Raw genomic sequence first — 24025 nt, 5'->3', positions numbered from 1 at the left:
GCACGCTGGGCCCCCGTGGTGGCACTCGGTGGCGGCACGTTCGTGCTCGTGACCACCGAACTGTTGCCGATCGGTGTCCTGGCGGCCCTCGGCGCGGCGATGGACGTCTCCGAGGCGCGCGGCCGGATCGGTCGTCACGGTGCCCGGGTTGGTGGCCGCCGTGAGTGCACCGGTGATCGCCGCGACCACAGCGCGCCGCGACCGACGCTCGGTCCTGCGCGTCCTGATGGCGCTCCTGGTCGTCGCGAACCTCGCCACAGCGGTCGCCAGCAGCTTCCCGTTCCTGCTGCTGGCTCGGTCGGTCGCCGGCGTCTCCATCGGTGGGTTCTGGACCGTGGCCGGCGGGCTCGGTCCTCGGCTCGTCCCCGCCGACCTCGCCGGCCGGGCGACCGCGGTGGTCTTCGGCGGCGTCGCGGTGGCGTCGGTGGTCGGGATCCCGGCCGGTGCGGTGCTCGGCGACGTGCTGGGCTGGCGTGCCGCATTCGTCGCCACCGCCGGTGCCGCCACGATCGTACTGATCGCCCTGCTGTCCCTGCTCCCAGCGCTGCCGCCGATGGCTGACCACCATCGTGGCGCGGTCCGGGGTCAGCTCGGGAACCGGGGCGTCCGCCTCGGCCTCGCGGTCACCGCCGCTCTCGTCGTCGGTCACTTCACTGCGTACACCTTCCTCGATCCGCTCCTCGGGTCGGCAGGTGGCTCAGCCGCACCGATCGGCACGCTGCTGGCGCTCTTCGGGGGCGCCGGTGTCGTGGGCAACCTCATCGCCGGTTCCACGCCCGAACGTCGCGTGCGTCGGACTGCCGCTGCGATGACCCTCGGGCTCGGCATCGCGCTCCTCGCCCTGCCGGTCACGGTGAACGGCCCCGCCATCGCGATCACGATCGCCGCCTGGGGGTTGGCCTGGGGTGGCGTCTCGGTGACCACCCAACGTTGGGTGCTCGTCGCCGCGCCGGACGACACCGAAGCGGCGACGTCCCTGGTCGTCGTGGTCTTCAACCTCGCCGTCGCGGCCGGCGCCTACGCCGGTGGCCGTGCGCTCGACCTCCTCGGGCCGTCCCGCGTGCCGTGGGCCGCGGCAGCGATCGCGCTGCTCGCAGTGTGGCCGCTCTGGGCCACCGCAGGCCATCTCCACCCCCGATCCGCTCACTCCGGTGACCCCGACATGGTGTCGCCGGTCATCCCGCACCACGACCTCCACCAGGAGACCTGCAGATGAACCCCACCACGAACCCCGCCCTGACGCTGAGCAACCCGACCGGGCTCTACGACCCCACCGCCAACGGCTACTCCCACGTCGCCGTCGTGGCGGCAGGTGCCGAGACGATCCACGTCGCCGGCCAGGGTGGCGAGGACGAGGACGGCGTGCTCGAGCCGGACTTCCCTGGCCAGGTCCGGAAGGCCCTCGACAACGTCGTCGTCGCCCTCCGTTCGGTCGGCGCGGGGCCCGCCGACGTCGTCAGGTTGACCGTCCTCATCGTCGACCACGACGAGGCCAAGCTGCACGTCCTCGGCGGTGAGTTCGACCGGATCTTCGGCGACGGCCTGAAGCCCACCTGCACGCTCATCCCGGTGCCCCGGCTGGCGCTGGACGGGATGCTGTTCGAGGTCGAGGCGACCGCCGTCCGTCCTGTACGGACCCGATGACGCAGCCCGCGGGTGCCCGCCGTCACGGCACGTCGCGACGCGCCGTCACGATCGTGCCTGCGCCCGGACGGCCGTCCCGCAGGTGTGCGGGGAGGCCGGGAACGGGATCGACGTGTCGGCGAAGCCCAGGCGTTCGGTGTGCTCGATGCGGAAGCCCGCCGCACGGATGTCGGCCACGGGGTCCCGGCTCGTGCGACACCCACCGTTGAGGGCGGACCAGAACGTCGCGTCGATCGCCCGTTGGATCGCGACCGCGACGGGGCGGTCGGCCCGCCCGTGCTCGAGGAAGCGCAGCTGGCCACCGGGGCGCAGCACCCGGTGCAGCTCACGCAGGGCGGGCGCGGGATCCGCGACCGAGCACAACACGAGCGTGACCACGGCGGCGTCGAAACGCCCGTCCTGGGCCGTGAGCTGCTCGGCCACACCGTCGATCACCTCGATCGGCACGGACGCCTCCACCGCGCGGCCGCGGGGTGAGCCCGGCGGTCGAGGGTCAGACCGCCACCGGCCCTCCGGCCCGCCGCCACTCGGGCAGGCCCTCGTCCAGACGCGCCGCGCGGCGCCCGTGCCGCTGCAGCCGGCGGACCGCCTCGTCGGCGTAGACGCAGTAGGGCCCACGGCAGTACGCCACGACCTCACGGTCGGTCGGCTGATCACCCAAGAGCTCGTCGATGAGATCGAGCTGCTCTGGTGGCACGTGGATGGCACCGACGATGTGCCCGGCGGCGTACTCGGCGGGCGGACGCACGTCGACGACGACCACCTCGCCCCGGTCGAGCCGAGCGAGCAGCTCGGCCCGATCGATGGTCGCCACATCCGCCCGGTCACCGAGGTAGCTCCGGGCGAGGTCGTCGAGGTCGTCGACCTGGGCGACCGCGACTTCGCGCATGGCCCACCACAGCTCGAGCACCGCGTCGGAGGCGAGCCGGTAGTGCACGTGGGTCCCCTCGCGGCGACTGGTCAGCAGTCCCGCCCGGGCGAGCGTGCGCAGGTGGTGGGAGGTGTTGGCCACCGACTGGCCGATCTCCCCCGCGACCTCGTCGACGCTGCGCTCTCCCTGGGCCAGCAGCTCGACGATCTCGGCGCGGCGGCCCGATGACAGCGCCCGAGCGACGGAGGCGAACCCGTCGAACAGGGCGTCCTTGGCCTGCCGGTCGCCAGCCGTCGTCGCCACCACCCACCTCCGTCCTGGGACGACGGTACCGCACGAACTCAAACGATCACTTGACTTCGATGGGCCCCCGGCGTTGACTGATGTTCAAACGATCCTTTGAGGAGATGCCGTGCCGGACGTGGTACCGCTCGTGGACGAGGGGCTCGGCAACAGCGCCTACCTCGTCGACCTCGGGGACGGCGGGGCGCTGGTGGTCGATCCCGAGCGCGACCCGCGCCCTTACCGACGCGAGCTCGACCGTCGCGGGCTCACCTCGCGGTTCGTGGTGGAGACCCACCTGCACGCGGACTTCGTCTCCGGGGGCCGCGAGCTCGCGGCGACCGGCGCCAGGCTGCTCGCCCCGGCAGGCAGCGACCTGACCTTCCCGCACGAGCCGCTCGCCGACGGTGACGAGGTCGACCTCGGCGGGCTGCGCCTGCAGGTCATCGCGACCCCCGGTCACACCCCCGAGCACCTCGCCCACCTCCTGCTCGACGGCGCCCGGCCTGCGGCGCTGTTCTCGGGGGGCACGTTGATGGCCGGCGGCGTGGCACGGCCGGACCTGCTCACACCGGAACGCACCGAGCCGCTCGCTCGGGCGGCCTACCGCTCCATCACCCGGCGGCTGCTCACGCTGCCCGACGACCTGCCCGTGCTGCCCACCCACGGTGGCGGGTCGTTCTGCGCCGCCGGTGCCAGCGGCGAACGCACCACCACCATCGGCCGGGAACGCGACACCAACCCCCTGCTCACCGGCGATCCGGACGAGGACACCTTCGTCGCGCGGCTGCTCGGCGGCCTCGGCTCGTACCCGCCGTACTTCCTCGAGCTGCGCGACGTGAACCGGGCGGGCCCCGTCGTGCACGGCTCGGCACCGGTGGAGCTGCCGACCCTGTCGGTCCACGAGGTGGACGCCGCCGTGGCCGACGGGGCAGAGGTGGTCGACGTCCGCAGCATCGACGCGTTCGCGGCCGGCCACCTGCCGGGGTCGCTGTCGAACCCGTGGCGTCCGCAGTTCGCGACGTGGCTCGGGTGGCTGGTGCGACGCGACCGACCGATCGTGGTCGTCGCCGACGGCGCGGTCGACCGCCAGGACCTGGTGTGGGCGGCGCGCACGATCGGGTACGAGCGGATCGTGGGTGAGCTCGCCGGCGGCATCGACGCGTGGCGTGCCGCGGGTCGCCCGCTGACCATGACCCCGCTCGTCGGTCCCCGCGGCGCCGCCGGCCGGCGGGTCGTGGACGTCCGCCAGGACGCCGAGTTCGATTCGGGCCACGTCGCGGGCGCGGCCCACATCGAGCTCGGAGCACTCAGCGACCTCTCCGTCGCTCGGGACCTCGTGCCGTCCGAGCCCGTGCTCCTGCACTGCGGCCACGGCGAGCGGGCGATGACGGCGGCCAGCCTCTTGGAACGTGCCGGTCACCGCGACGTCACGGTGCTCGCCGGTGGGCCGGAGGACATCGGCGACCTCCGAGCCGACGGGTGAGCGCCGCGGGTACACGTCGCCCGCCGGTCCGCCTCGGGTTGCGCGCGAACCTGCCGCAGTTCGTCCTGCTCGTCGCGGTCAACGCCCTGGTCGGCGGGATGGTCGGCCAGGAACGCACCGTCCTGCCGCTGCTCGCCGAGGACGAGTTCGGTCTGTCGGCGTACTCGGCGATGCTCACCTTCATCGCGGCGTTCGGTCTCACGAAGGCGATCGTCAACTACGTCGCCGGGACGCTGGCCGACCGGTTCGGTCGCAAGCCCGTGCTGCTCACCGGCTGGCTGTTCGCCGTCCCGGTCCCCCTGCTGCTGATCTGGGCGCCGAGCTGGGGATGGGTGGTGTTCGCCAACGTGCTGCTCGGGGTGAACCAGGGTCTGGCCTGGTCGGTCACCGTCATCATGAAGATCGACCTCGTCGGCCCCGAACGCCGCGGGACGGCGATGGGCTTCAACGAGGCCGCGGGATACGGGGCCGTCGCCGTCGCCGCGTGGGCCACGGGTGCCATCGCGCAGACGGCGGGCCTCCGCCCCGGTCCGTTCCTCCTGGGTGTCGCCTTCGCGGCCGTCGGGCTCGGCCTGTCGGCGGGGTTCGTCCGTGAGACCGCCGGTCACGTCGCGCACGAGGCGGGTGGCCACGTCGCGCCTGTCGGTGGTCACGCCGGCGGTCTGCGTGCTCGCGAGGTGTTCGCGCTCGGGACCTGGCGGGACCGTTCGCTGTCCGCCGCGAGCCAGGCGGGTCTGGTCAACAACCTCAACGAGGGGATGGCCTGGGGCCTGTTCCCGCTCTACTTCGCCGCCGCAGGTGAGGGGCTGGCGACGGTCGGTCTGCTCACCGCCATCGCGCCCGCCGTGTGGGGTGTCGGGCAGCTCGGAACGGGTGCGCTGTCGGACCGCCTCGGCCGCAAGTGGCTCATCGCCGGCGGCCAGTTCACCGAGGCGATCGGGTTGCTCGTCATCGCCACCGGCGACACGGTCGCGGTGTGGGCCGCCGGCAGCGTCCTGTTCGGTGCCGGGACCGCGATGGCCTACCCGACCCTCATCGCGGCCGTCGGTGACGTCGCGCACCCGAGCTGGCGGGGAGCGGCCGTCGGCGTGTACCGCTTCTGGCGCGACATCGGCTTCGCCGTCGGTGCGGTCCTCGCGGGTTTCCTCGCCGACGCCTACTCGATCGCCACCGCCATCGTCGTCGTGGCGCTCATCACCGCCGCCAGCGGCGTCGACGTCGCCGCCCGGATGCGTGAGACCCACCTCGTGGCAGGGCGGTGAGCCGACCTGACGGCTCACCCGACCTGTCCCTTCGGGAGGTGTACGGTCGACGGAGCGCACGATGACCCGCAACGGGGACCGTGCACCGAGGGAGCCATGGCCAGGACCGGGATCCTGGATCGAGGTCGAGAGGCGTCCGCGAACCGGTCGTGGTCGGAGGCCCGCACCGCGCTCGCGGAGGCTGACGCCGACACGCCCCTCGAGCCGGAGGATCTCGAGCGGCTCGCCGTGGCGGCCCACCTCACCGGCGACGACGCGACGCGTGACCACGCCTTCGAGCGGGCGCACCTCGCGTTCAGCACACGAGGCGCCGTGGGCGATGCGGTGCGCTGCGTGTTCTGGCTCGCGATGGGGCTCCTCCTGCGCGGTGAGACCATCCGGGCCGGAGGCTGGTTCGCGCGAGGGGCCCGGTTGCTCGAGGACGATCCGTCGTGCCCCGAACGTGGCTACCTGCAGCTGCCGGTGGCGCTCCAGCACCTCGACAGCGACCCCGAGGACGCGCACCGCCTGTTCCTCGACGTGACGACGATCGCGTCGAACGCGGTCGACGCCGACCTGTGCGCGCTCGGTCGGCTCGGGGTCGGCCAGGCCCTCATCCGCCTCGGCGACGCCGCTGCGGGACTGGCGCTGCTCGACGAGGTGATGGCGACCGTGGATGCGGGCGAGGTGTCGCCGATCCCGGCCGGCATCATCTACTGCGCGGTGATCGAGGCCTGCCACGACACCTTCGACCTGCGTCGGGCCCGGGAGTGGACGACCGCGCTCAGCGAGTGGTGCGCATCGCAGCCCGACCTGGTGCCCTACCGCGGCCAGTGCCTGGTCCACCGTGCCGAGGTGATGCAGCAGCACGGCGACTGGAACGACGCGCTCGCCGAGGCACAGCGGGCCTGCGACCGGTTCCTGGCCGTCCCCGGTCCCGCAGTCGGTGCCGCGCACTACCGCGCCGCGGAGCTGCACCGCCTCCGCGGGGAGTTCGACGAGGCGGAGACCCACTACCGCGCGGCGAGCCAGGCCGGCCACCCACCGCAACCCGGCCTCGCCCAGCTCCGGCTCGCCCAGGGCCGGACCGACCTCGCTGACGCCGCCATCCGACGTGCGGTCGACGAGTCCGCCGACCCCGGCGTTCGCGCCCGCGTGCTGGCGGCCGCGGTCGACATCACCCTCGCCGTCGGCGACCTGGGGGCAGCACGTGCCGCGGAGCAGGAGCTGGCCGCGCTGGCGGACACGCTGGGGGCGCCGATGCTCGCGGCCACCTCGGCCCACGCCACGGGCGCCACGCTGCTGGCCGAGGGGCGGGCCCGCGAGGCGCTGACCAGCCTCCGGCGCGCGTGGCTCGGCTGGCGCGAGCTCGGCAGCCCCTACGAGGAGGCCCGGACGCGGGTCCTGCTCGCGATCGCGTGCCGCGACCTCGGCGACGAGGACGGTGCGATGCTCGAGCTCGACGCCGCCCGCGCGGCGTTCACCGCCCTCGGTGCCGCACCCGAGCTGGCGCACGTGTCCCGGATCGAGGCACCGACCCGCCGGCCCACCGCGGGCGGGCTGACCGACCGGGAGGTCGAGGTGCTCGGCCTGATCGCTCGGGGGCTCAGCAACCAGGCGATCGCCGACGGGCTGGTCATCAGCCGGCACACCGTGGCCCGCCACGTGCAGAACATCTTCGTCAAGCTCCAGGTGACCTCACGGACGGCGGCCGCCGCGTTCGCCCACGAGCACGACCTCGCCTGAACGTCGGGATGGTCAACGATCACCACGTGCCGCTGGCGCAGATGGTGGTTCCGGTCGACGCCGAGCGCCACGCCGGTCCGTAGCGTCGTCAGCGAGATCCAGGCGAAGGAGGGCGTGGTGCGGGACGCGACGGTCGAACAGGCGAACGCGGAGGAGCAGGTCGACACGGTGGTGATCGGGGGCGGCCAGGCCGGCCTGTCGGTCGGCTACCACCTGGCGCGGCGGGGCCTGCCGTTCGTGATCCTCGACGCCGAGGAACGGGTCGGCGACGTGTGGCGTCGACGCTGGGACTCGCTGCGGCTGTTCACGCCGGCGCGGTTCAGCAGCCTCGACGGGATGGCGTTCCCCGCCCCGCCGGACAGCTTCCCCACCAAGGAGGAGATGGGCGACTATCTCGAGGCGTACGCGGCCCGTTTCGACCTGCCCGTGCGGCACGCGACGCGGGTCGACCACCTCACCCGCGTCGGGGACCGCTACCTGGTGTCGGCGGGTGATCGACGGTGGGATGCCGCCAACGTGGTCGTGGCCATCGGGACCTTCCAGCGGCCGAAGGTGCCCGGGTTCGCAACCGAGCTCGATCCGGCCACGGTGCAGCTGCACTCGAGCGAGTACCGCAACCCGAGCCAGCTGCGACCCGGCGACGTCCTCCTCGTCGGAGCCGGCAACTCGGGTTCGGAGCTGGCGATGGAGCTGGCGCGCGACCGAACGGTGTGGATGGCGGGACGCGACACGGGCCACATCCCGTTCCGCATCGACGGGTGGTTCGGGCGCGCGGTCGGGGTGCGCTTCGTGCTGCGCTTCCTGTTCCGCCGGGTGCTGACGGTGCGGACACCGGTGGGCCGCCGCGTCCGGCCGAAGGCGCTGACCGAGGGCGGCCCGCTCATCCGTGTGAAGCCGAAGGACCTGGCAGCGGCGGGTGTCGAGCGCGTCCCGCGGGTGGAGGGGGTCCGGGACGGCCGTCCCGTGCTGACCGACGGTCGCGTCCTGGACGTCGCCAATGTCGTGTGGTGCACCGGCTTCCACCCGGGGTTCTCGTGGATCGACCTCCCCGTCCACGGCGAGCACGAGCCGCACCACGAGGCGGGCATCGTGCCCGACCACCCTGGGCTGTACTTCGTGGGCCTGTTCTTCCTCAGCTCGATGGCGTCCGAGATGATCCAGGGGGTCGGGGAGGACGCGGACCGCATCGCCGCACACGTGGCTGCCCGCGTCACGACGGTTCAGCCTCCGGGGAGGACCGTGCGCAGCATCGCGGCGAAGGCCCCGGGGTCCTCGACGAACCCGGTGTGACCGCCGGGGAACAGCACCGGCTCGGTGCCCAGCGCGTCGGCCAGCGCCCGCGACGTCAGGTCACAGGTCTGGCCGCCCGATGCCTCGCCGATGCCGACCACGATGCGTGTCGCCACGGCACGCAACGCGTCCAGGTCGGGCACCCAGTGCGCGGTCGGTCGCAGCTCGTGGAGGAAGAACCGTCGTTCGTCGGCGATCTCCTGCGGGTCCCGTTCGGTCGCTTCCGGCGGTCCGCCGGGTCCCTCGCCCTCGGGCATGGTGATGCCAGCCTCCGCCAGGAACCTGCCCCAGGCCGGACCGGACCCGTGCTCGAGGTAGGTCGCGATGATGTCCTCGGTGGCCGCCCGACGGCGCTCGCGATCCTCCAGCAGCTCCTCGAGCGGCGGCTCGTGTGCGATCACGGTGTGGACCTGCTCGGGGTGCGCCTGCGCGAGCGCGAGCGCGGTGACGGCACCGCCGCTGGAGCCGACGACGGCGGCGGGGCCGGCATCGAGGTGGGTGAGCAGGCGCGACAGGTCGTCCGCGCGCAGCTCGGGGGTGGAGTCCTGCTCGGGATCGTCGAGCGGGCTGCGGTCGATGCCGCGAGGGTCGGTGGTCAGGACCGTGTGGTCGGCGGCGAGCAGGTCGGCGAGCGGTTCGAACGCACCGGCGCCCATCGGCGCGCCGACGAGCGCGACGACCGGGCCGTACCCGCGTACCTCGTGGTGGAGCTGTGCACCTGGAACCCGCAGGAGGTCGGAGGTGCTGGGGACGGTGGCGGACATCGGAACTCCTGGAGCGAAGGGAGGAGCGGTCGGGGTTGGTGACCGGCCGAGACCGCGGAACTCACCGCTCCTCCACGAGGAGACCTAGATGATGTGGCGCTCGACGCGGTGCTGGCCGGTGCGCAGCCGTTCGGGCCGCAGCGGATCGATGTCGATCGTCGTCGCTCGGCCGTCGACGATCTCCTCGCGGATGGCGCGTCCGACCGCAGGTGCCTGCTGGACCCCGTGACCCGAGAACCCGCAGACGTCGACCCAGCCGGGCGCGTCCGTCGAGACGCCGAGCAGCGCGTTGTGGTCCGGGGTCATCTCGTAGTAGCCGTACCAGCTCGCGGCACTGTCCAGCTGCTCCTCGGCGAACCAGGGGAAGCGATCCATCGCTGCGATCAGGGTCGGCTCGAGCCAGCCTGGGTCCATGCCCGTGGCGAAGCCGGGAGCCTCGTCGGGGTTCGACCGGCCGAACAGGAGCCGCTCACCCTCGCTGCGGAAGTACAACCCCGTGGCGAGGTCGACCGTCAGCGGCGTCGTGGCACGCCCCGCCGCCGGGGCCGTCACGTAGACCATGCGACGGTAGGGCTGCACCGGTACCTCGATGCCTGCGAGGCGACCGACCTGACCCGCCCAGCACCCTGCCGCGTTGACCACGACGCCGGCCCGCAACCGACGTCCACCCACGGTCAGCTCCCAGCCGTCCCCGCAGGCCGAGATCGCCGTCACCTCGCTGCGGAGCCGGACCTTGGTGCCTCGCTCCCTGGCCAGCGACAGGTAGGTGTGGGTCACGGTGTTCGGATCGACCACCCCGTCGATCGGCCCGAACGTCGCTCCCGCCAGGCCAGCGGGATCGAAGCGGACGAACCGCTCCCGCACGGCCGTCAGGTCGAGGATCTCCACCGGCGCACCGAGCGAACGCTGCACCTCGACGCCGGTGAGATGCCCCGCCCACTGTGCGTCCGGAACGAGCAGGAGGTAGCCGACCGCCCGGTAGCCGCTGTCGACGCCGTAGCGCTCCTCGAACGTGGCGTACTCGTGGATGCTCGCCAGAGACAGGGCGACGTTGGTCGGCTCGACGAACTGGACGCGCACCCCGGCGGCGCTCAGCCCCGTGGAGCCCATCGCGGGGGCCTCGTGGCGATCGACGACCACGACCTCGAGGCCCGCATCAGCCAGCTGGTAGGCGCACGCCGCCCCGATGATGCCGGCACCTATGACGACCACGTCGCAGCCGTCGACGTTGCCGGTGCCCTGGGGCACGGTCACCCCTCACGCTCCGGCACCGTCACCAGCTCGAAGACGTCGCCGTAGCCGCCGAGGACTTCGCCCAGTCGCGCCCAGTCCTCGGCGTCCACCGCGGCGTGCAGCTCGTGGTGGAACTCGCCGGTCCGCAGCGCGGGACGTGTCTGCCAGACGGCCACCGCGGGGACCTCGCCGGGGTTGTGGACCTGGTGCACCGCCCCCCGAGGGACGTCGATCGCCTCGCCCGCGGCGACCGTGTGCCGCTCCCCGTCGATCAGGAAGGTGAGCGCCCCCGCTACCACCTCGAAACGCTCGTCCTGTCCCGGGTGGCGGTGTGCGGGCGGCAGCGGTGAGCCCGCCTCGTAGGTCGCCCTCATCTCGTGGAGCTGTCCCCCGGTCTCGGCAGCGGTCCGGGTGAACTCGAGGCGTACCGGCCCGCCCTCGTACACGTTGCCCACCAACGACATCGCTCGCCCTCCCGCCGGGTCGGGCGAGCATGCCGCACCCGGCCGGCTGGAGCGGGCGATCCGGACGTCAGGCGTGACGCATGACCGCCATGTAGACCCGGACGATCGCGTCGACGACGTCGTCGCGGGTCCGCCCACCCGGATCCTCGGTCCAGTCGACGAGCAGCTCCTGGGTGGCCCCGACCAGCGCCATCGAGAGGCCGGGCGCGGGACCACGCTCGGCGACGCCGCTGTCGACCATCTGCCGCCACTGGGTCTCGATCAACGCACCGAAGGCCCGGAGCACCTCACGTCGCCGGGTCTCGATGCCCGCTTCCGTGCCGACGGCCTCGACGAAGTTCACCCGGCTCTTGCGAGGGTCGGTGGTGACCACGGCGGTGAACGCGTCCGCCGCGGCGCGCACCTGCGCCTCGGGGTCGGGTGCGGCAGCGGCGAGCTCGGCGGAGATCCGGGCGAGGACCTCCTCGATGAGCGCGTCGTAGACGCCGAGGAACAGCCCCTGCTTGCCGCCGAACTCCCGGTACAGGTCCCGTTCGGTGACCCGCGCCGCCTTGCAGATCCGGTTGATCGAGCTGGCGGCGTACCCCTCGGTCCCGAACGCATCGAGCCCCGCCTCGAGCAGCCGCGCCCGGCGGTCGGCGCGGCGCTCCTCGGCCGTGGTGCCAGCCCAGGAGGAGGTCGAGGAGGTCGAGGAGGTCACGCGGCGAGCCTAACGAGGAGCGACCACGGCAGAGGTTGACAAGCACGATTGTCCACACGCAGTATGGCAGCCGCGTCGTCGGGAGGCCGTCGCCGCGTCGGGAGGAGACAGCGGTGGCGTCCACGGGTGCGATGGCGGCGGTGGGTGCGGTGGTGACCGGCGGCGCGGGCGGGCTCGGCCGCGCCGTCGGCGCGGAGCTGGTGCGGCGCGGTCACCGCGTCCGGCTCGCTGACCTCGACCCCGTCGCCGCGGAGGATGCGGCGGCCGGGCTCGGCAGCAACGCAACGGGCGTACGACTCGACGTCACCGACGGCGCGGCCGTCCGCGCCCTGGCCGACGAGGTCGCGGCGACCGACGGCCTGGCCGTCTGGGTCAACAACGCCGGGATCCTGCGGACCGGGCCGTCGTGGTCGCACGCCGACGACGAGGTCCACGCGTTGTTCGACGTCAACGTGCACGGCACGATCCACGGGACGACGGCTGCGATCGACGTGATGCGCCGCGGTGGTGACGGCCACATCGTCAACGTCGTCTCGCTGGCCGGGTTGGTCGCGCCGCCGGGCGAGACCGTCTACGCGGCGACCAAGCACGCGGCGCTGGCCTACACGATGGGCACCGCCCACGACCTCCGCCAGCACGGCATCACCGGTCTGCACCTCACTGCCATCTGCCCGGACGGGATCTGGACCCCGATGCTGCACGACCTCGTCGACGACCCCGAGGCGGCGCTGTCCTGGTCCGGGCCGCTCCTCACCCCCGAGCAGGTCGCCCGACAGGTCGGTCGTGCCCTGGACCGCCGGAGTCCGGTGGTCAGCGTGCCCCGGTGGCGTGGCGGGGTCGCCCGCGCCTACGCGGCGTTCCCGCGCATCGCCCTGCGGCTCGGCCCCACCGTGGTCGCCCAGGCACGACGCAAGCAGGCCCGCTTCGCCGCCTCGAACCGGGACCACTGACCGCGGCGGGAACGGGGCCGAGCGCTCAGCCCACCCGTCCCCGGACGCTGGCGAGGACCCCGCGCAGCCCGGACGGTGGTGGAAGCGCGATGCCGGCACGCTCGGCGCCAGCCTCGCGCTCCCGCTCGATCCTGCGCAGGTACTCGTGGTGATCGATCTGCAGGGTGTGGCGCGGCGAGGCCACGTACCGCTCCTGGATCGCCCGGGTGTTGGCGTCGACGGCTCGGCGCATCTCGCTGGCGGGCGGCAGCCGGTAGCGCCCGGCGACCCAGTCACCGACCAGCTGCGCCTGGGCGTGGGCCATCCGGATGTTGGACCCCACCGTCTGCACGAGCCCCATGACGGCGAGGTCGTCCCACCGCGGGTCGAAGATGTTGAGGAACAGGCGGATGTCGTTGTCCGGCGCGGACAGGATCGACGGGTCGAGGAACGGGAAGGTGATCCGGTACCCGGTGGCCAGCACGACGAGGTCGGCGCGGACCTTCGAGCCGTCGGTGAACTCGACCTTCTCGCCGTCGTAGGCCGCGATGCACGGCTTGACGGTCACCGCACCGCGCTCGAGTTGACCGAAGATCTCGGCGCTGACGGTGGGGTGCGACCCACCGAGCGGGTGATCGGGGGTGGGCAGGCCCCAGTCAGCCATGCGCCCGTGGCCACGCTTGATGAGCAGGTCCAGCCCGCGTTGCCGGATCGCCCAGGGCACCCGCGGGTCGTTGGGCAGGTGGTCGATGGGACGGCCGAACAGGTACTTCGGGAGGATGTAGGTCCCCCGCCGCGCCGACAGGGTCGCCGACCGTCCGACCTTCGCGGCCTCGGCCACGATGTCCATCGCGCTGTTGCCCATGCCGAGCACCACCACGTCCCGGTCCCGCAACGACTCGCGCTCGGTGTAGTCGTGGGCGTGGATGACCTCGCCGTCGAACTGCCCGGGGAAGCTCGGCACGTTCGGTTCGTGGTGGTGGCCGTTGGCGGCCAGCAACGTCGTGTACCGCCGGCGTTCACCGGTCGACAGCTCGACCTCCCAGCCGCCCTCGGGGAGCCGCTCGGCCCGCGCCACCGACGTCTCGAAGGTGTAGTGCTCGCGGAGCCCGAAGCGGTCGGCGTAGAGGTTGAAGTAGTCCTCCATCTGCACGTGGCTCGGGTAGTCCGGGTAGTGCGACGGCATCGGCAGGTCGGGCCACTCGGTCATCTTCCGGGACGAGTTGAGGCAGAGCGTGTCGTAGGCGGCAGAGACCCCGTAGGGGTTGCCGAAGGACCACACCCCGCCGAGACGGTCGCTCTTCTCGAACGCGTCGAAGGCGATGCCGCGCTCGCGCAGCGCCTTGGCCGCCGCGATGCCCGCCACGCCGCCGCCGACCACGCACACGGTCCGTGCCGCCACGCCGCCTCCCAGTCATGTTGACAAGCCAGGTTGTCATCACTGTGCGGGGGCGTCAAGCCCATCACCACGTCGCCGCCGGTCACCGAGCGGTCATCGGCGACGCGCCCCGCGCCCCAGCACTAGCGTCCGGCGGCCGAGGCGCCCGTCGCGCCGACCGGAGGTGTGCATGAGCTGGCAGACGTTCCAGGACCGAGCCCCCGACCTCGCCGAGTTCGGTGCCCGGCGGCTCACCGGCTCCGGGGTCGCCTACCTGGCGACCGTCACCGACAGCGGTGCACCGAGGCTGCACCCGGTGACTCCGATCGTGGCACCCGGCCACCTGCTGCTGTTCATGGAGTCGACCTCACCGAAGGGGCGCGACCTGGAGCGCGGCAGCCGGTACGCCCTGCACTGCTCGGTCGAGGACTCGGGCGGCGGAGGCGGCGAGTTCCGGGTGGCGGGGACCGGGCGACGCGTCACCGACCCAGGCCTCCGCGAGCTGGCTGTCAGCCACGCGTCGTACGAACCGGCCGACCGCTACGTGCTCTTCGAACTGTCGGTCGACGACGCCTTCAGCACCGTGTACGACGACGGAGAGCCCATCCGCGACCGCTTCCGCGCCTGACGAGCCGGCACGACGAGGGGGACACATCGTGGGGCTCGAGGACGACCCGCTCACCTGGCAGGTGACCAAGGACGGGCGCGTCCTGGTCTTCCGCGGCGGCAACGAGAAGCGCAGGGCGCGCCCCTGATCGGGCGGGCCCGCCGCTGACGTGTGCGTCCGCGATCGGCGGCGGTCATGGAACGCCGGGCCATCTCGTCTCCATCGGTGACACCCAGTACCCGGGTGGACACCACGACGGAGACCTCCATGCAGATGCCAACCCCTCCCCCGTTCGGACCGCTCGGCGAGGTGGCGGCGTGACCGCGGTGATCGCCACGTCCGGTCTGGTCAAGACCTTCGGTTCGACCCGTGCCCTCGACCAGGTGGACCTCACGGTGACGGCCGGCGAGGTTCACGGCTTCCTCGGTCCGAACGGCGCCGGCAAGTCGACCACCATCCGGGTGCTGCTCGGGCTGCTGCGTGCCGACGCCGGCGGCGTCGAGGTGCTCGGCGCAGACCCGTGGCGCGACGCGGTCGCCCTGCACCGCCGGATGGCGTACGTGCCGGGCGACGTCGAGCTGTGGCCGAACCTCACCGGCGGTGAGGCGATCGACCTGCTCGGCCGGCTGCGCGGTGGCCTCGACCTCGCCCGCCGCGCCGAGCTCATCGAGCGCTTCGACCTCGACCCCACCAAGAAGGGCCGCACCTACTCCAAGGGCAACCGCCAGAAGGTCGCGATCGTCGGGGCCCTCGCATCGGACGCGGAGCTGCTCCTGCTCGACGAGCCGACCGCCGGCCTCGACCCCTTGATGGAGGTGGTGTTCCAGGACGTGATCGGCCAGCTGAAGGCGGAGGGCCGCACGGTGCTGCTCTCGAGCCACATCCTGGCCCAGGTCGAGGCGCTCGCCGATCGCGTCAGCATCATCCGGAAGGGCGAGATCGTGCAGTCCGGGACCCTCAGCCAGATGCGCCAACTGACGCGGACCACGATCGAGGCCGAGACCCGACAACCCGCCGCGGACCTCGAGCGGCTGGCCGGCATCCACGACCTGCAGGCCGAGGACGGCCGGGTGCGGTTCGCGGTCGACACCGACCACCTCGACGAGGCGGTCCGCACGCTGACCCGCTTCGAGCTGCGTGCGTTGACGAGCCACCCACCGACGCTGGAGGAGCTCATGCTGCGCCACTACGGCGACGAGCTCGCCGCGCGGGGCAACGGCGACCGGCGGACGGTCGATCGAGCCGCGGCCGGAGCCGCAGCTGACGCGGGGGAGCAGCGATGACGGGGAACGGTGTCCGCGAGCCGGATCCGGCCCCGGTCGTCCGAGGGCGCGGCGCGGCGCTGGCCGGCACCGGCACCCTGCTGCGCTTCATCCTGCGTCGGGACCGGATCAAGCTGCCGGCCTGGCTGCTCGGCACGACCGGGCTGCTGTTCAACTTCGGCGCGGCCCTGCCCCGGGTCTTCGAGACCGAGGAGCAGCTGCAGGACCTCGGCCGGTTCATGGACGGGGCGATGGGCGCCATGTTCGGGCCCGGGTACGGGCGTGATGCCATCGCCCTGGACGTGTACATCGCCAACGTCTACGCGCTGTTCTTCTTCATCCTCGCCGCGTTGATGAGCCTGCAGTTGGTCGCGCGCCACACCCGGGCCGACGAGCAGCACGCGCGGGCCGAGCTGGTCCGTTCGAGCGTGGTGGGGCGACACGCCCAGCTCACCGCGACGCTGATCGTCGCGGTCGGCGCCAACGCGGTGTTGGCGCTCCTGCTCGGCGGCGCCATGGCTGCCAACGGCTACGACGGCGGTCAGGGCCTGTTGCTCGGGGCCGGCGTCGCTGCGGTCGGACTGGTCTTCGCCGGGGTCGCCGCCATCACCGTGCAGGTCACCGAGCACGCACGGTCCGCGACGGCGATCGCGGGTGCGGTCCTCGGTGCGGCCTGGCTGATCCGGGCAGCCGGTGACATGGCCGGGGAACACGGCAGCGCGCTGTCGTGGCTCTCACCCCTCGCGTGGTCGAACCAGACGCGGCCCTACGTCGACGGCCGCTGGTGGCCGCTGCTGCTCTCGCTCTCCCTCGCGGTGGCGGCAGCGACCCTCGGGTTCGTGCTGTCCACGCGCCGCGACGTGGGGGCGGGCCTGTTCGCGGCCCGCCTCGGAGCACCGACCGCGGCGCCGTGGCTGCGGTCACCACTCACGGTCGCGTTCCGCCTGCAGCGGGCCAGCCTGGCGTGGTGGACCGGGGCGCTGGCGACGTTCGGGTTCATCCTCGGTGGTGTCGGTGACCAGATCGCCGATCCCGCGGAGATGAGCGAGGAACGGGTCGAGATGTTCGGCGGGTCCGTCGACACCCTGCTCGACGGGTACCTCGGGATCATCACGATGCTGACCGCCGTCCTCGCCGGCGTGATGGTCGTCCGCGCCGTGCAGGCCGTCGCGTCGGAGGAGGCCGAGGGTCGCGCCGAGGCCCTGCTGGCGACCGCCACCGCTCGCGGCGTCTGGCTCGGCACCCACCTGGCCGTCACGGCGGTCGGGCTGGTCGTGATGCTGTCGGTCGTCGGTGTGGCGAGCGGGATCGGCGCGGGGCTCGCGGTCGGCGACGGCGCCTACGTCGGGCAGGTGGCCGCGGCCCACCTGGCACACGTCCCGGGGCTGCTGGTCCTGCTCGGACTCGCGGCCGCGCTGTTCGGCCTGCTCCCGCGGGCGATCGGCGTCACCTGGGTGCTGGTCGGGCTCGGGCTGTTCTCCGGTCTGTTCGGTGCCATGATGGACCTGCCTCGTTGGCTGCGGAACCTGGTGCCGATGGAGCACGCCGGGCACCCACCCCTGGACGACATCGCGTGGCCGGCAGCGGGGATCTGTCTCGTGGTCGCCGCCGTGCTGGCGGCTGCGGGGCTGGCCGGCTTCCGCCGTCGGGACCTGCGGACCACGTGACGCCATCGGACGAGGAGAGGTGCGACGATGACCATCACGGACCTGTTCGACGAGTTGCGGCCTCTGGCGTTCTCGATCGCCTACCAGATGCTCGGCAGCGTCACCGAGGCCGAGGACGTGGTGCAGGAGGCGTTCCTGCGGGCGCACCAGACGATCGAGCGCGGTGAGCAGATCGAGTCACCACGGGCGTACCTCGCCACCCTGACGACCCGGTTGGCGATCGACCACCTGCGTTCCGCACGGGTGCGACGCGAGCAGTACGTCGGCGAGTGGCTGCCCGAGCCGCTGGCCACCGAGTCGACGCCGGCCGAGCGGGCCGAGACCACTGACTCGTTGTCGTTGGCGTTCCTGGTGCTGCTCGAGACCCTCACCCCGCAGCAGCGGGCCGCGTTCCTGCTGCGCGAGGTGTTCGGGTACCCGTACCCGGAGGTGGCCGAGATCGTCGGCACCAGCGTGGACAGCACGCGGCACCTGGTCGCCCGAGCCCGCAAGCACGTGCAGGAGCGTCGCCCGCGCAACCTCGCCACCCGACAGCAACGCGACGAACTGGCCGAGCGGTTCTTCGCCGCCGCGGGCGACGGCGACCTCGCCGCGCTCGAGGAGCTGCTCACCGAGGACGTGGTGCTGCACGCCGACGGTGGCGGCAAGGTCCAGGCGCTCAAGCGGCCGGTCCACGGCGCCCGTCGGGTGGCCAAGCTCGTGTCGCACGGGCTGGCCGTGCTGGCCGAACGCGGGATGCGGATCCAGATCACCGAACTCAACGGCGAGCCGGCCGGGTTGGCGATCGACGCCGACGACCACCTGATCGGCGTCATGGCGCTCGACATCGCCGACGGGCGGATCCAGACGATCCACTCGATCGCCAACCCCGACAAGCTGCGCCACCTCGACCCGGCACGCTCCGCAGGTTGACGTCCGACGCGAGCAGGCGGAGGCTGCCTGAGGTGGTCCCGCCCGGCGCGTGACCGGCCGGAGGTGTGGCGGTGCGGATCACGGTGACCGGCGGTACGGGCTTCGTCGGGGCGCACTGCGTCCGCGCCCTGCTCGACGGTGGTCACGACGTCGTGCTGGCGGTGCGCGACGAGCGGAAGGTCGCCCCAGCCCTGACCCCGCTCGGCATCGACCCGAGCCGGTGCGAGGTCGTGCTCGTGGACGTCCTGGACGCCGACGGGTTCGGCCGAGCGCTCGACGGCACGGATGCCCTGCTCCATGCCGCCAACGTCTACAGCCTGAACGCGCGTGACGCGGCGCTGATGCAGCAGGTCAACGTCGAGGGCACCAGGATCGCACTCGAGGAGGCGGCCCGCCGCGGCCTGGACCCCATCATCCACGTCTCGTCGTGTGCCGCGCTGCTGCCGAGCGACGGCCTGACCGCGACGTCGCCGCTCGGCGACCCCCCCGGCCCGTACGCACGGTCGAAGGTGGACGCCGAGCGGGTCGCGCTCGAGGTGCGCGACACGGGGGCCCCGATCGTCATCACCAACCCCGCCTCGGTGTACGGCCCGCACCAGCCCCACGTCGGCGAGAGCGCACGACTCGTCCGCGACATGCTGAAGGGCAAGGCGCGTCTGGACCCCGGTGGTGGTTTCGGGGTCGTCGACGTGCGGGACGTCGCGACCGCGCACGCGCGACTGTTCGAGGAGCAGCGGCGGGAGCAGCGGTACCTGATGCAGAGCCGTTGGGTCGCCTACCGCGACCTGTTCCGGCACCTGGAACGGGTCGTCGGACGCCGTCTGCCGCGGGTGTCGCTGCCGAGCGGGCCGGTGTACGCGGTCAGTCGTATGGCCGATGCCGCGCAGCGTCGTGGCATCGATCCGGGGTTCTCGTCGGAGGCGGTGTGGGTCCTGAGGAACTGGCCGCCGGATCCCGAGGATCATCCGGACTCCGTCCTCGGGGTCACGTGCCGGCCTCTGCACGACACGTTGCGCGACACCGTCGCCTGGCTCCACGAACGCGGCCTCGTCAGCCGCCGCCAGGCCGGCGACGCCGCGGGGCTCGACTGGACCGCTGGCGACGCGGCGACCCCGGAACCTGTGTAAGGCTCCCGCCGACCCTCGTTCGTGACCTCGGAGGTTCCGGTGACGAAGCTCGGTGCGATCCTGCGCCCACAGACGCCCCCCGAGCTGCTGCGGGAGGCCACCGAGGCAGCCGACGCCGCGGGGCTCGACGAGCTGTGGCTGTGGGAGGACTGCTTCCTGCAGAGCGGCATCGCGAGCGCTGCCGCGGCGCTCGCCTGGACGCAGCACCTCGAGGTCGGGGTCGGGCTGCTGCCCGTCCCACTGCGCAACGTCGCGCTCACGGCGATGGAGATCGCCACGCTCGACCGGATGTTCCCCGGCCGTCTGCACGTCGCGGTCGGACACGGCGTCCAGAGCTGGATGGGCCAGGCGGGCGCACGGGTCGAGTCACCGATGACCCTGCTGCGCGAGCACGTGACCGCGCTGCGGTCGCTGCTGTGTGGCGAGCTGGTGACGGCGAACGGCCGGTACGTCACGCTCGACGGGGTTCAGCTCGGCTGGCCGCCCGCGCAGTCCCCGCCGATCCACGTGGGGGCGACCGGCCCACGGACGCTCCGGCTCGCCGGCGAACTGGCGGACGGCACGGTGCTGACGGGGGGCACGTCACCCGCACAGGTCACCGCTCGATGTCGACTCGTGGAGGAGGGACGGGAGGCGGGCGGAAGCACCGATCCGCACCGCGTGACCGTCTACCTCCTGGCCGCCACGGGCGCGGATGCCGGGGCGCGGCTGCACGCTGAGGTGCCCCCGGACGACGAAGCGGACGAGCCACTGTGGGTCGCGGGCGACGCGCGTACCGTCGCGGACGCCGTGGACCGGTGGGCCGCCGCGGGGGCGGATGCGGTGATCCTCCAGCCGACCGGGGACGAACCGGACCCGATCGGCTTCGTCCGGTTCGTCGCCGAGCAGGTCTCACCGCTCGTCAGCCTCTGAAGGGGGTACGCCCTCACGGCCTCCGCCGCCGTCTGCCGCCCGAGGTGACCGGCTGACGCAGGATCGTGCACTGCGTAGGCCCGTCAGTCCGGTAGGGAGTGGGCGGTGTCGTGCCGCGGCTCGTAGGCCGACAGCGGGGCCCCGCTCGGCAGGCGGAACGTCAGGACCCGCCCCCACCCCTGGTCGGAGACCGGGGCAACCACGTCGACGCCCCGCTCCCCGAGGTCGCGGACGAACGCGTCCGCGTCGTCGACCATCAGGTACAGCTCCTGCTTCGGAGCCCCCTCCGTCGGGTGCACCGCGACCTCCGCGGGCGGCAGCTTGAGGATGAGCCACCCGTCGCCGGCATCGACGTGGGGCGTGCCCAGCAGTTCGAGCAGGAACTGCCGATCGACCTCGGCGTCGTTGCTGTACAGGATCGCGTGTGTGCCGGAGATCACCGGTGGCTCCTCCGTGGACTCGCGCCGACCGTAGGCGCTCAGCCGACCGCGCGAACTCGCCGACCTGCTCGACAGCTACATCCCCGCACACCTGAGGTGACCACGGGCCGACATGACACGCTACGACCACACCGTTGGAGGTGACCCTTGGCCGCGGAGCTGACGACCATCACGAACGTGTCCGTCGACGGCTACATCGAGGACGCGCAGGGGAGCTTCGACTTCGCCGTCCCCGATGACGAGTACTTCACGTTCATCACCGACCTCGTGCGCCCGATCGGCACCTACCTCTACGGGCGGCGCCTGTACGAGACGATGGCGGTCTGGGAGACCGACCCCGCCCTCGCGGCCGAGTCGGAGCTCAGGGCCGACTTCGCCGACCTCTGGCGGAGCGCGGACAAGGTCGTCTACTCCACGACCCTCGAGTCGGCATCCACGGCCAGGACCCAACTCGTACCGCGCTTCGACCCGGATGCGGTCCGCGCGATGAAGGCCTCGGCCTCACGCGATCTGACGGTGGGCGGGTCGGAGCTCGCGGCGCAGGCGTTCGACGCCGGGCTGGTCGACGAGTGCCACCTCTTCGTCCACCCCGCCCTGCTCGGTACGGGCAAGCCGGCGCTGCCCATCAGCGCGTGGACCAGACTCGAACTCCTCGACGCGCGTCGGTTCGACAGCGGCATCATGTACCTCCGCTACCGCACGCGACCCTGATCGTCCGTGACAGGCAGCCGAGGAGGTCGTGATGGCCCGCACCGACCTGCGACACCCGGCAGGTGCGCCAGGGCCTTGGTTCGTGGATGACCGCTGCATCGACTGTGACGCCGCCCGTCAGGTCGCGCCGGGCCTCATCGCCCGCAACCCCGGCGACGGCGTCTCGGTGTTCACCCGCCAGCCGACCACCGACGACGAGGTGGCGATGGCGTGGCGGGCGGTGCTCGTCTGTCCGACGCGCTCGGTCGGGCACGAGACCATCCGCCAGCCCCCACCGGGCGTCTACCCGCACCACCTCGGCGACGGGGTCCACCGGCTCGGCCACAACGCGCGGGACTCGTTCGGCGCCCACAGCTACCTCGTGGTCCGCCCCGGCGGGAACCTGCTCGTGGACGCGCCGCGGTGGACCCAGCAGTTGCTCGGTCCCATCGCCGACCTCGGCGGCGTCGACCACCTCCTGCTCACCCACCGCGACGACGTCGCCGACGCGGACCGCTACGCCGAGCGGTTCGGTGCCCGCGTGTGGATCCACGAGGACGATCGTGCCGCTGCGCCGTACGCGACCGATCTCGTCCGCGGTACCGACGAGGTCGAGGTGGTCCCTGGCGTCGTCGGGTTCCCGGTGCCGGGTCACACCCGCGGCAGCGTGCTGTGGCACGTCGACGGTCGCCTGCTGTTCTCGGGTGACTCGCTCTCCTGGAGCCCACGGCAGGAACGGCTCACCGCCTTCCGGGACGCCTGCTGGTACTCGTGGGACGCCCAGACCGCCTCGCTCGACCGCTTCGCGCGTTCCGGCCACCGTTTCGACCGGTTGTTCTGTGGGCACGGCTGGAGCCACGACGCGCCGGCCGAGGTGTTCCACGACCACCTCGTCGACCTCGTCGCCCGGATGCCGGACCGTCGCTGACCACGAACCTCGGAGCCGCTCGTCCTGACCGACCCTCCCTTGTGACCCGCACCGCAGCGACGGAGCGCTCGGCGCCCACTCGTCGCTGCGGGGTCAACGGCGGCCGGTACCGCTCACCATCGCCCGGAGGACCGCGTAGCCGACCTGCCGCCCGGTCACCGCGCTGTGCCCGGTGATGAAGCGGTCGGCACGCAGGTTGTGGACCCGGCCGGGCTCGAGGTCGTAGGCGGCTCCCACCTCGAGCAGCTCCCCGCCGGGGGTCCGGGACTCCGGCGTGCGCAAGGCGCCGTTGCGACCGATGCCGCCGTAGACGTCGTTCGGACCGCCGAAGCCGGACGCCCGCTGACGGGCGATGCGCGAGGCCGCGGCGTAGGCGAGACCGACGGCGCGGTCGTTGACGGTGTGGGTGACGATCACCGGTCCACGGACCTTCGACTGCGGAGCCAACGCGCCGCGGAACGAACCGTCGTTGCCGCGGCCGTCGTGGTCCTCGGCGAAGCCGTGGTGGCTGAACGCGCCCTGCAGGAGCGCGACGCTGTCGACGACCGGACCGGCCGTCACCGCGGCGGCGACCACGCGGGCGCCGAACGAGTGGCCGGCCAGGTGCCGGCGGACCGTCGGCGAGGTCCTGTCCAGCGCGGCCAGCAGCGGCGCGACCCCGCGCTCGCCGACGTCACCGGCCCGCCGCTTCATGGTGTAGTAGGTCGTCAGGTTGAGCACGTTCCGCGCCCCGCGCAGCACCCCGCCGAGCGAGAAGCCGGCGCCTCCTCCCACCCCTTCGACCCCGGGGCCTGCGTCCCCGAAGCCGCCGTCCGCGAAGCCGCCCCCGAAACCGCCCCCGAAACCGCCGACGACCGCGCCGCCACCGACCGCTTCGGGCGCACCAGCGAGGTCGTCCTCGGGGACGGCCGCGTCGTCGAGGACCGTCGCGGCGTCCCCCTCGAGCAGCGGCGATGGTGGCGGGTCCTCGTCACCCTCGACCGGTTCCGGCATCCGCTCGCGCAGCAGGTCGAGGAACTGTTCCCGCGCGCCCGCGTCGTGCTCGAGCTGTGGCACGAGCGCCGCGAGCTCGGCCGCCACCTGCGCGTTGTCGACGCTGGCGACGATGGCCTCCTGCAGCGCGGCCTGCTCGTCGAGGAACCCGACACCGCCCCCGGCGATCTGGTCGTCGTCGGCCCACCGCACCGAAGGCCACAGCACCCCGATGACGGCCAGGCGTCGCGCGGCCATCTCCGGCACCGCGTCGCTGACCGCGGCGATGCTGCCGGTCAGGTCCTCGAACAACCGACGGGCCGCACCCATGTCGTTGTTCCAGCCGTGCACGACGATCAAGACGTCCGTCGCACCGCTCGAACGCACCAGGTCGAGCGCCGCCGCCTGCTGCGCGGGGTCGTGGAGCGTGCCGGTGGAGGTGAACTCCACCTCCGCGTAGGGGTACTGCATGGTCGCAAC

Annotated in this window: 24 protein-coding genes; 15 read left to right on the top strand and 9 right to left on the bottom strand. The window is 72.8% G+C overall.

Annotated elements, in window-relative coordinates; all coding sequences use genetic code 11:
- Positions 1–73: 73 nt before the first annotated feature.
- Entirely contained in the window at positions 74–1216 is a 1143-nt protein-coding gene (locus tag NITAL_RS05930) for an MFS transporter (RefSeq protein ID WP_083441268.1), read from the top strand.
- The gene (locus NITAL_RS05925) at positions 1213–1644 is read left to right on the top strand and encodes a RidA family protein (RefSeq protein ID WP_052665204.1); all 432 of its coding nucleotides are present in this window, start codon (positions 1213–1215) and stop codon (positions 1642–1644) included. The genes NITAL_RS05930 and NITAL_RS05925 overlap by 4 nt, the downstream gene beginning before the upstream one ends.
- Before the next feature lie 45 nt (positions 1645–1689).
- Here the strand turns inward: NITAL_RS05925 and NITAL_RS05920 are convergent, their stop codons facing one another.
- Positions 1690–2103, bottom strand: coding sequence for a class I SAM-dependent methyltransferase (locus NITAL_RS05920; protein WP_083441267.1), 414 nt, complete (start codon positions 2101–2103; stop codon positions 1690–1692).
- 34 nt (positions 2104–2137) lie between these two features.
- Positions 2138–2818: an ArsR/SmtB family transcription factor gene (locus NITAL_RS05915; protein ID WP_052665202.1), complete on the bottom strand. Its 681-nt coding sequence runs from the start codon at positions 2816–2818 to the stop codon at positions 2138–2140.
- A gap of 109 nt (positions 2819–2927) precedes the next feature.
- Between NITAL_RS05915 and NITAL_RS05910 the strand changes: the two genes are divergently transcribed.
- The 4 genes from NITAL_RS05910 to NITAL_RS05895 all read left to right on the top strand — a co-directional run bounded on the left by NITAL_RS05910 (position 2928) and on the right by NITAL_RS05895 (position 8560).
- Positions 2928–4283 (top strand): rhodanese-like domain-containing protein, encoded by a 1356-nt coding sequence (locus NITAL_RS05910; RefSeq protein WP_052665201.1) that lies wholly within the window; start codon positions 2928–2930, stop codon positions 4281–4283.
- Positions 4280–5545, top strand: a complete 1266-nt coding sequence (locus tag NITAL_RS05905) for an MFS transporter (protein WP_052665200.1) — start codon at positions 4280–4282, stop codon at positions 5543–5545. The genes NITAL_RS05910 and NITAL_RS05905 overlap by 4 nt, the downstream gene beginning before the upstream one ends.
- A 96-nt stretch (positions 5546–5641) precedes the next feature.
- Positions 5642–7270: a helix-turn-helix transcriptional regulator gene (locus tag NITAL_RS05900; protein WP_052665199.1), complete on the top strand. Its 1629-nt coding sequence runs from the start codon at positions 5642–5644 to the stop codon at positions 7268–7270.
- Positions 7271–7387: 117 nt separating this feature from the next.
- Entirely contained in the window at positions 7388–8560 is a 1173-nt protein-coding gene (locus NITAL_RS05895) for a flavin-containing monooxygenase (protein ID WP_052665198.1), read from the top strand.
- Here the strand turns inward: NITAL_RS05895 and NITAL_RS05890 are convergent.
- From NITAL_RS05890 to NITAL_RS05875, 4 genes are all read right to left on the bottom strand, one after another.
- Positions 8491–9324, bottom strand: a complete 834-nt coding sequence (locus NITAL_RS05890; RefSeq protein ID WP_052665197.1) for an alpha/beta fold hydrolase — start codon at positions 9322–9324, stop codon at positions 8491–8493. The genes NITAL_RS05895 and NITAL_RS05890 overlap by 70 nt on opposite strands.
- An 84-nt stretch (positions 9325–9408) precedes the next feature.
- Entirely contained in the window at positions 9409–10578 is a 1170-nt protein-coding gene (locus NITAL_RS05885; RefSeq protein WP_211262229.1) for an NAD(P)/FAD-dependent oxidoreductase, read from the bottom strand.
- A complete protein-coding gene (locus tag NITAL_RS05880; RefSeq protein ID WP_052665196.1) occupies positions 10575–11021 on the bottom strand; it encodes a cupin domain-containing protein in 447 nt (148 codons plus the stop codon). Before NITAL_RS05880 ends, NITAL_RS05885 begins: the two co-directional genes overlap by 4 nt.
- A 67-nt stretch (positions 11022–11088) precedes the next feature.
- Entirely contained in the window at positions 11089–11721 is a 633-nt protein-coding gene (locus NITAL_RS05875) for a TetR/AcrR family transcriptional regulator (RefSeq protein WP_052665195.1), read from the bottom strand.
- Positions 11722–11834: 113 nt separating this feature from the next.
- On the opposite strand from NITAL_RS05875, the gene NITAL_RS05870 reads away from it, so the two are divergent.
- A complete protein-coding gene (locus NITAL_RS05870) occupies positions 11835–12671 on the top strand; it encodes an SDR family NAD(P)-dependent oxidoreductase (protein WP_211262228.1) in 837 nt (278 codons plus the stop codon).
- A gap of 25 nt (positions 12672–12696) precedes the next feature.
- On the opposite strand, the gene NITAL_RS05865 is transcribed toward NITAL_RS05870, so the two are convergent.
- Positions 12697–14052, bottom strand: coding sequence for a flavin-containing monooxygenase (locus NITAL_RS05865; protein ID WP_052665194.1), 1356 nt, complete (start codon positions 14050–14052; stop codon positions 12697–12699).
- A gap of 166 nt (positions 14053–14218) precedes the next feature.
- Here NITAL_RS05865 and NITAL_RS05860 point away from each other — a divergent pair, with 166 nt between their 5' ends.
- The 6 genes from NITAL_RS05860 (at position 14219) to NITAL_RS05835 (ending at position 20515) form a co-directional block, all read left to right on the top strand.
- Complete coding sequence (locus tag NITAL_RS05860; protein WP_052665193.1) at positions 14219–14656, top strand: pyridoxamine 5'-phosphate oxidase family protein; 438 nt, start codon at positions 14219–14221, stop codon at positions 14654–14656.
- A gap of 296 nt (positions 14657–14952) precedes the next feature.
- On the top strand, positions 14953–15918 hold the full coding sequence (locus tag NITAL_RS05855; protein ID WP_052665192.1) for an ABC transporter ATP-binding protein: 966 nt from the start codon (positions 14953–14955) through the stop codon (positions 15916–15918).
- Positions 15915–17564 (top strand): ABC transporter permease, encoded by a 1650-nt coding sequence (locus NITAL_RS05850; protein WP_083441265.1) that lies wholly within the window; start codon positions 15915–15917, stop codon positions 17562–17564. The genes NITAL_RS05855 and NITAL_RS05850 overlap by 4 nt, the downstream gene beginning before the upstream one ends.
- Positions 17565–17591: 27 nt before the next feature.
- Entirely contained in the window at positions 17592–18476 is an 885-nt protein-coding gene (locus NITAL_RS05845; protein ID WP_211262227.1) for an RNA polymerase sigma-70 factor, read from the top strand.
- 71 nt (positions 18477–18547) lie between these two features.
- On the top strand, positions 18548–19603 hold the full coding sequence (locus tag NITAL_RS05840; protein WP_052665191.1) for an NAD-dependent epimerase/dehydratase family protein: 1056 nt from the start codon (positions 18548–18550) through the stop codon (positions 19601–19603).
- A gap of 39 nt (positions 19604–19642) precedes the next feature.
- Positions 19643–20515: an LLM class flavin-dependent oxidoreductase gene (locus NITAL_RS05835; RefSeq protein ID WP_052669469.1), complete on the top strand. Its 873-nt coding sequence runs from the start codon at positions 19643–19645 to the stop codon at positions 20513–20515.
- Between the two features lie 83 nt (positions 20516–20598).
- Here NITAL_RS05835 and NITAL_RS05830 read toward each other — a convergent pair whose 3' ends face one another.
- The gene (locus NITAL_RS05830) at positions 20599–20955 is read right to left on the bottom strand and encodes a VOC family protein (protein ID WP_052665190.1); all 357 of its coding nucleotides are present in this window, start codon (positions 20953–20955) and stop codon (positions 20599–20601) included.
- Between the two features lie 147 nt (positions 20956–21102).
- Here NITAL_RS05830 and NITAL_RS05825 point away from each other — a divergent pair, with 147 nt between their 5' ends.
- Together NITAL_RS05825 and NITAL_RS05820 are read left to right on the top strand one after the other, a co-directional pair.
- Complete coding sequence (locus NITAL_RS05825; RefSeq protein ID WP_052665189.1) at positions 21103–21666, top strand: dihydrofolate reductase family protein; 564 nt, start codon at positions 21103–21105, stop codon at positions 21664–21666.
- 31 nt (positions 21667–21697) lie between these two features.
- Positions 21698–22573 (top strand): 4Fe-4S domain-containing protein, encoded by an 876-nt coding sequence (locus NITAL_RS05820; protein WP_052665188.1) that lies wholly within the window; start codon positions 21698–21700, stop codon positions 22571–22573.
- Positions 22574–22666: 93 nt separating this feature from the next.
- Here the strand turns inward: NITAL_RS05820 and NITAL_RS05815 are convergent, their stop codons facing one another.
- Positions 22667–24016 carry a hypothetical protein gene (locus NITAL_RS05815; RefSeq protein WP_052665187.1) on the bottom strand — a complete coding sequence of 450 codons (1350 nt, stop codon included), beginning with the start codon at positions 24014–24016 and terminating at the stop codon, positions 22667–22669.
- Positions 24017–24025 lie beyond the last annotated feature (9 nt).

Source organism: Nitriliruptor alkaliphilus DSM 45188, assembly GCF_000969705.1.
Classification (GTDB): Bacteria; Actinomycetota; Nitriliruptoria; order Nitriliruptorales; family Nitriliruptoraceae; genus Nitriliruptor; species Nitriliruptor alkaliphilus.
This window is presented reverse-complemented; position numbering and strand designations above follow the sequence as displayed.

What these genes read in the sequence shown, in the direction of transcription:
- NITAL_RS05880 (WP_052665196.1), bottom strand. Translation starts at nt 11,021, where the DNA reads ATGTCGTTGGTGGGCAACGTGTACGAGGGCGGGCCGGTACGCCTCGAG.
- NITAL_RS05850 (WP_083441265.1), top strand. Translation starts at nt 15,915, where the DNA reads ATGACGGGGAACGGTGTCCGCGAGCCGGATCCGGCCCCGGTCGTCCGA.
- NITAL_RS05900 (WP_052665199.1), top strand. Translation starts at nt 5,642, where the DNA reads ATGGCCAGGACCGGGATCCTGGATCGAGGTCGAGAGGCGTCCGCGAAC.
- NITAL_RS05925 (WP_052665204.1), top strand. Translation starts at nt 1,213, where the DNA reads ATGAACCCCACCACGAACCCCGCCCTGACGCTGAGCAACCCGACCGGG.
- NITAL_RS05845 (WP_211262227.1), top strand. Translation starts at nt 17,592, where the DNA reads ATGACCATCACGGACCTGTTCGACGAGTTGCGGCCTCTGGCGTTCTCG.
- NITAL_RS05815 (WP_052665187.1), bottom strand. Translation starts at nt 24,016, where the DNA reads ATGCAGTACCCCTACGCGGAGGTGGAGTTCACCTCCACCGGCACGCTC.
- NITAL_RS05860 (WP_052665193.1), top strand. Translation starts at nt 14,219, where the DNA reads ATGAGCTGGCAGACGTTCCAGGACCGAGCCCCCGACCTCGCCGAGTTC.
- NITAL_RS05820 (WP_052665188.1), top strand. Translation starts at nt 21,698, where the DNA reads ATGGCCCGCACCGACCTGCGACACCCGGCAGGTGCGCCAGGGCCTTGG.
- NITAL_RS05890 (WP_052665197.1), bottom strand. Translation starts at nt 9,324, where the DNA reads ATGTCCGCCACCGTCCCCAGCACCTCCGACCTCCTGCGGGTTCCAGGT.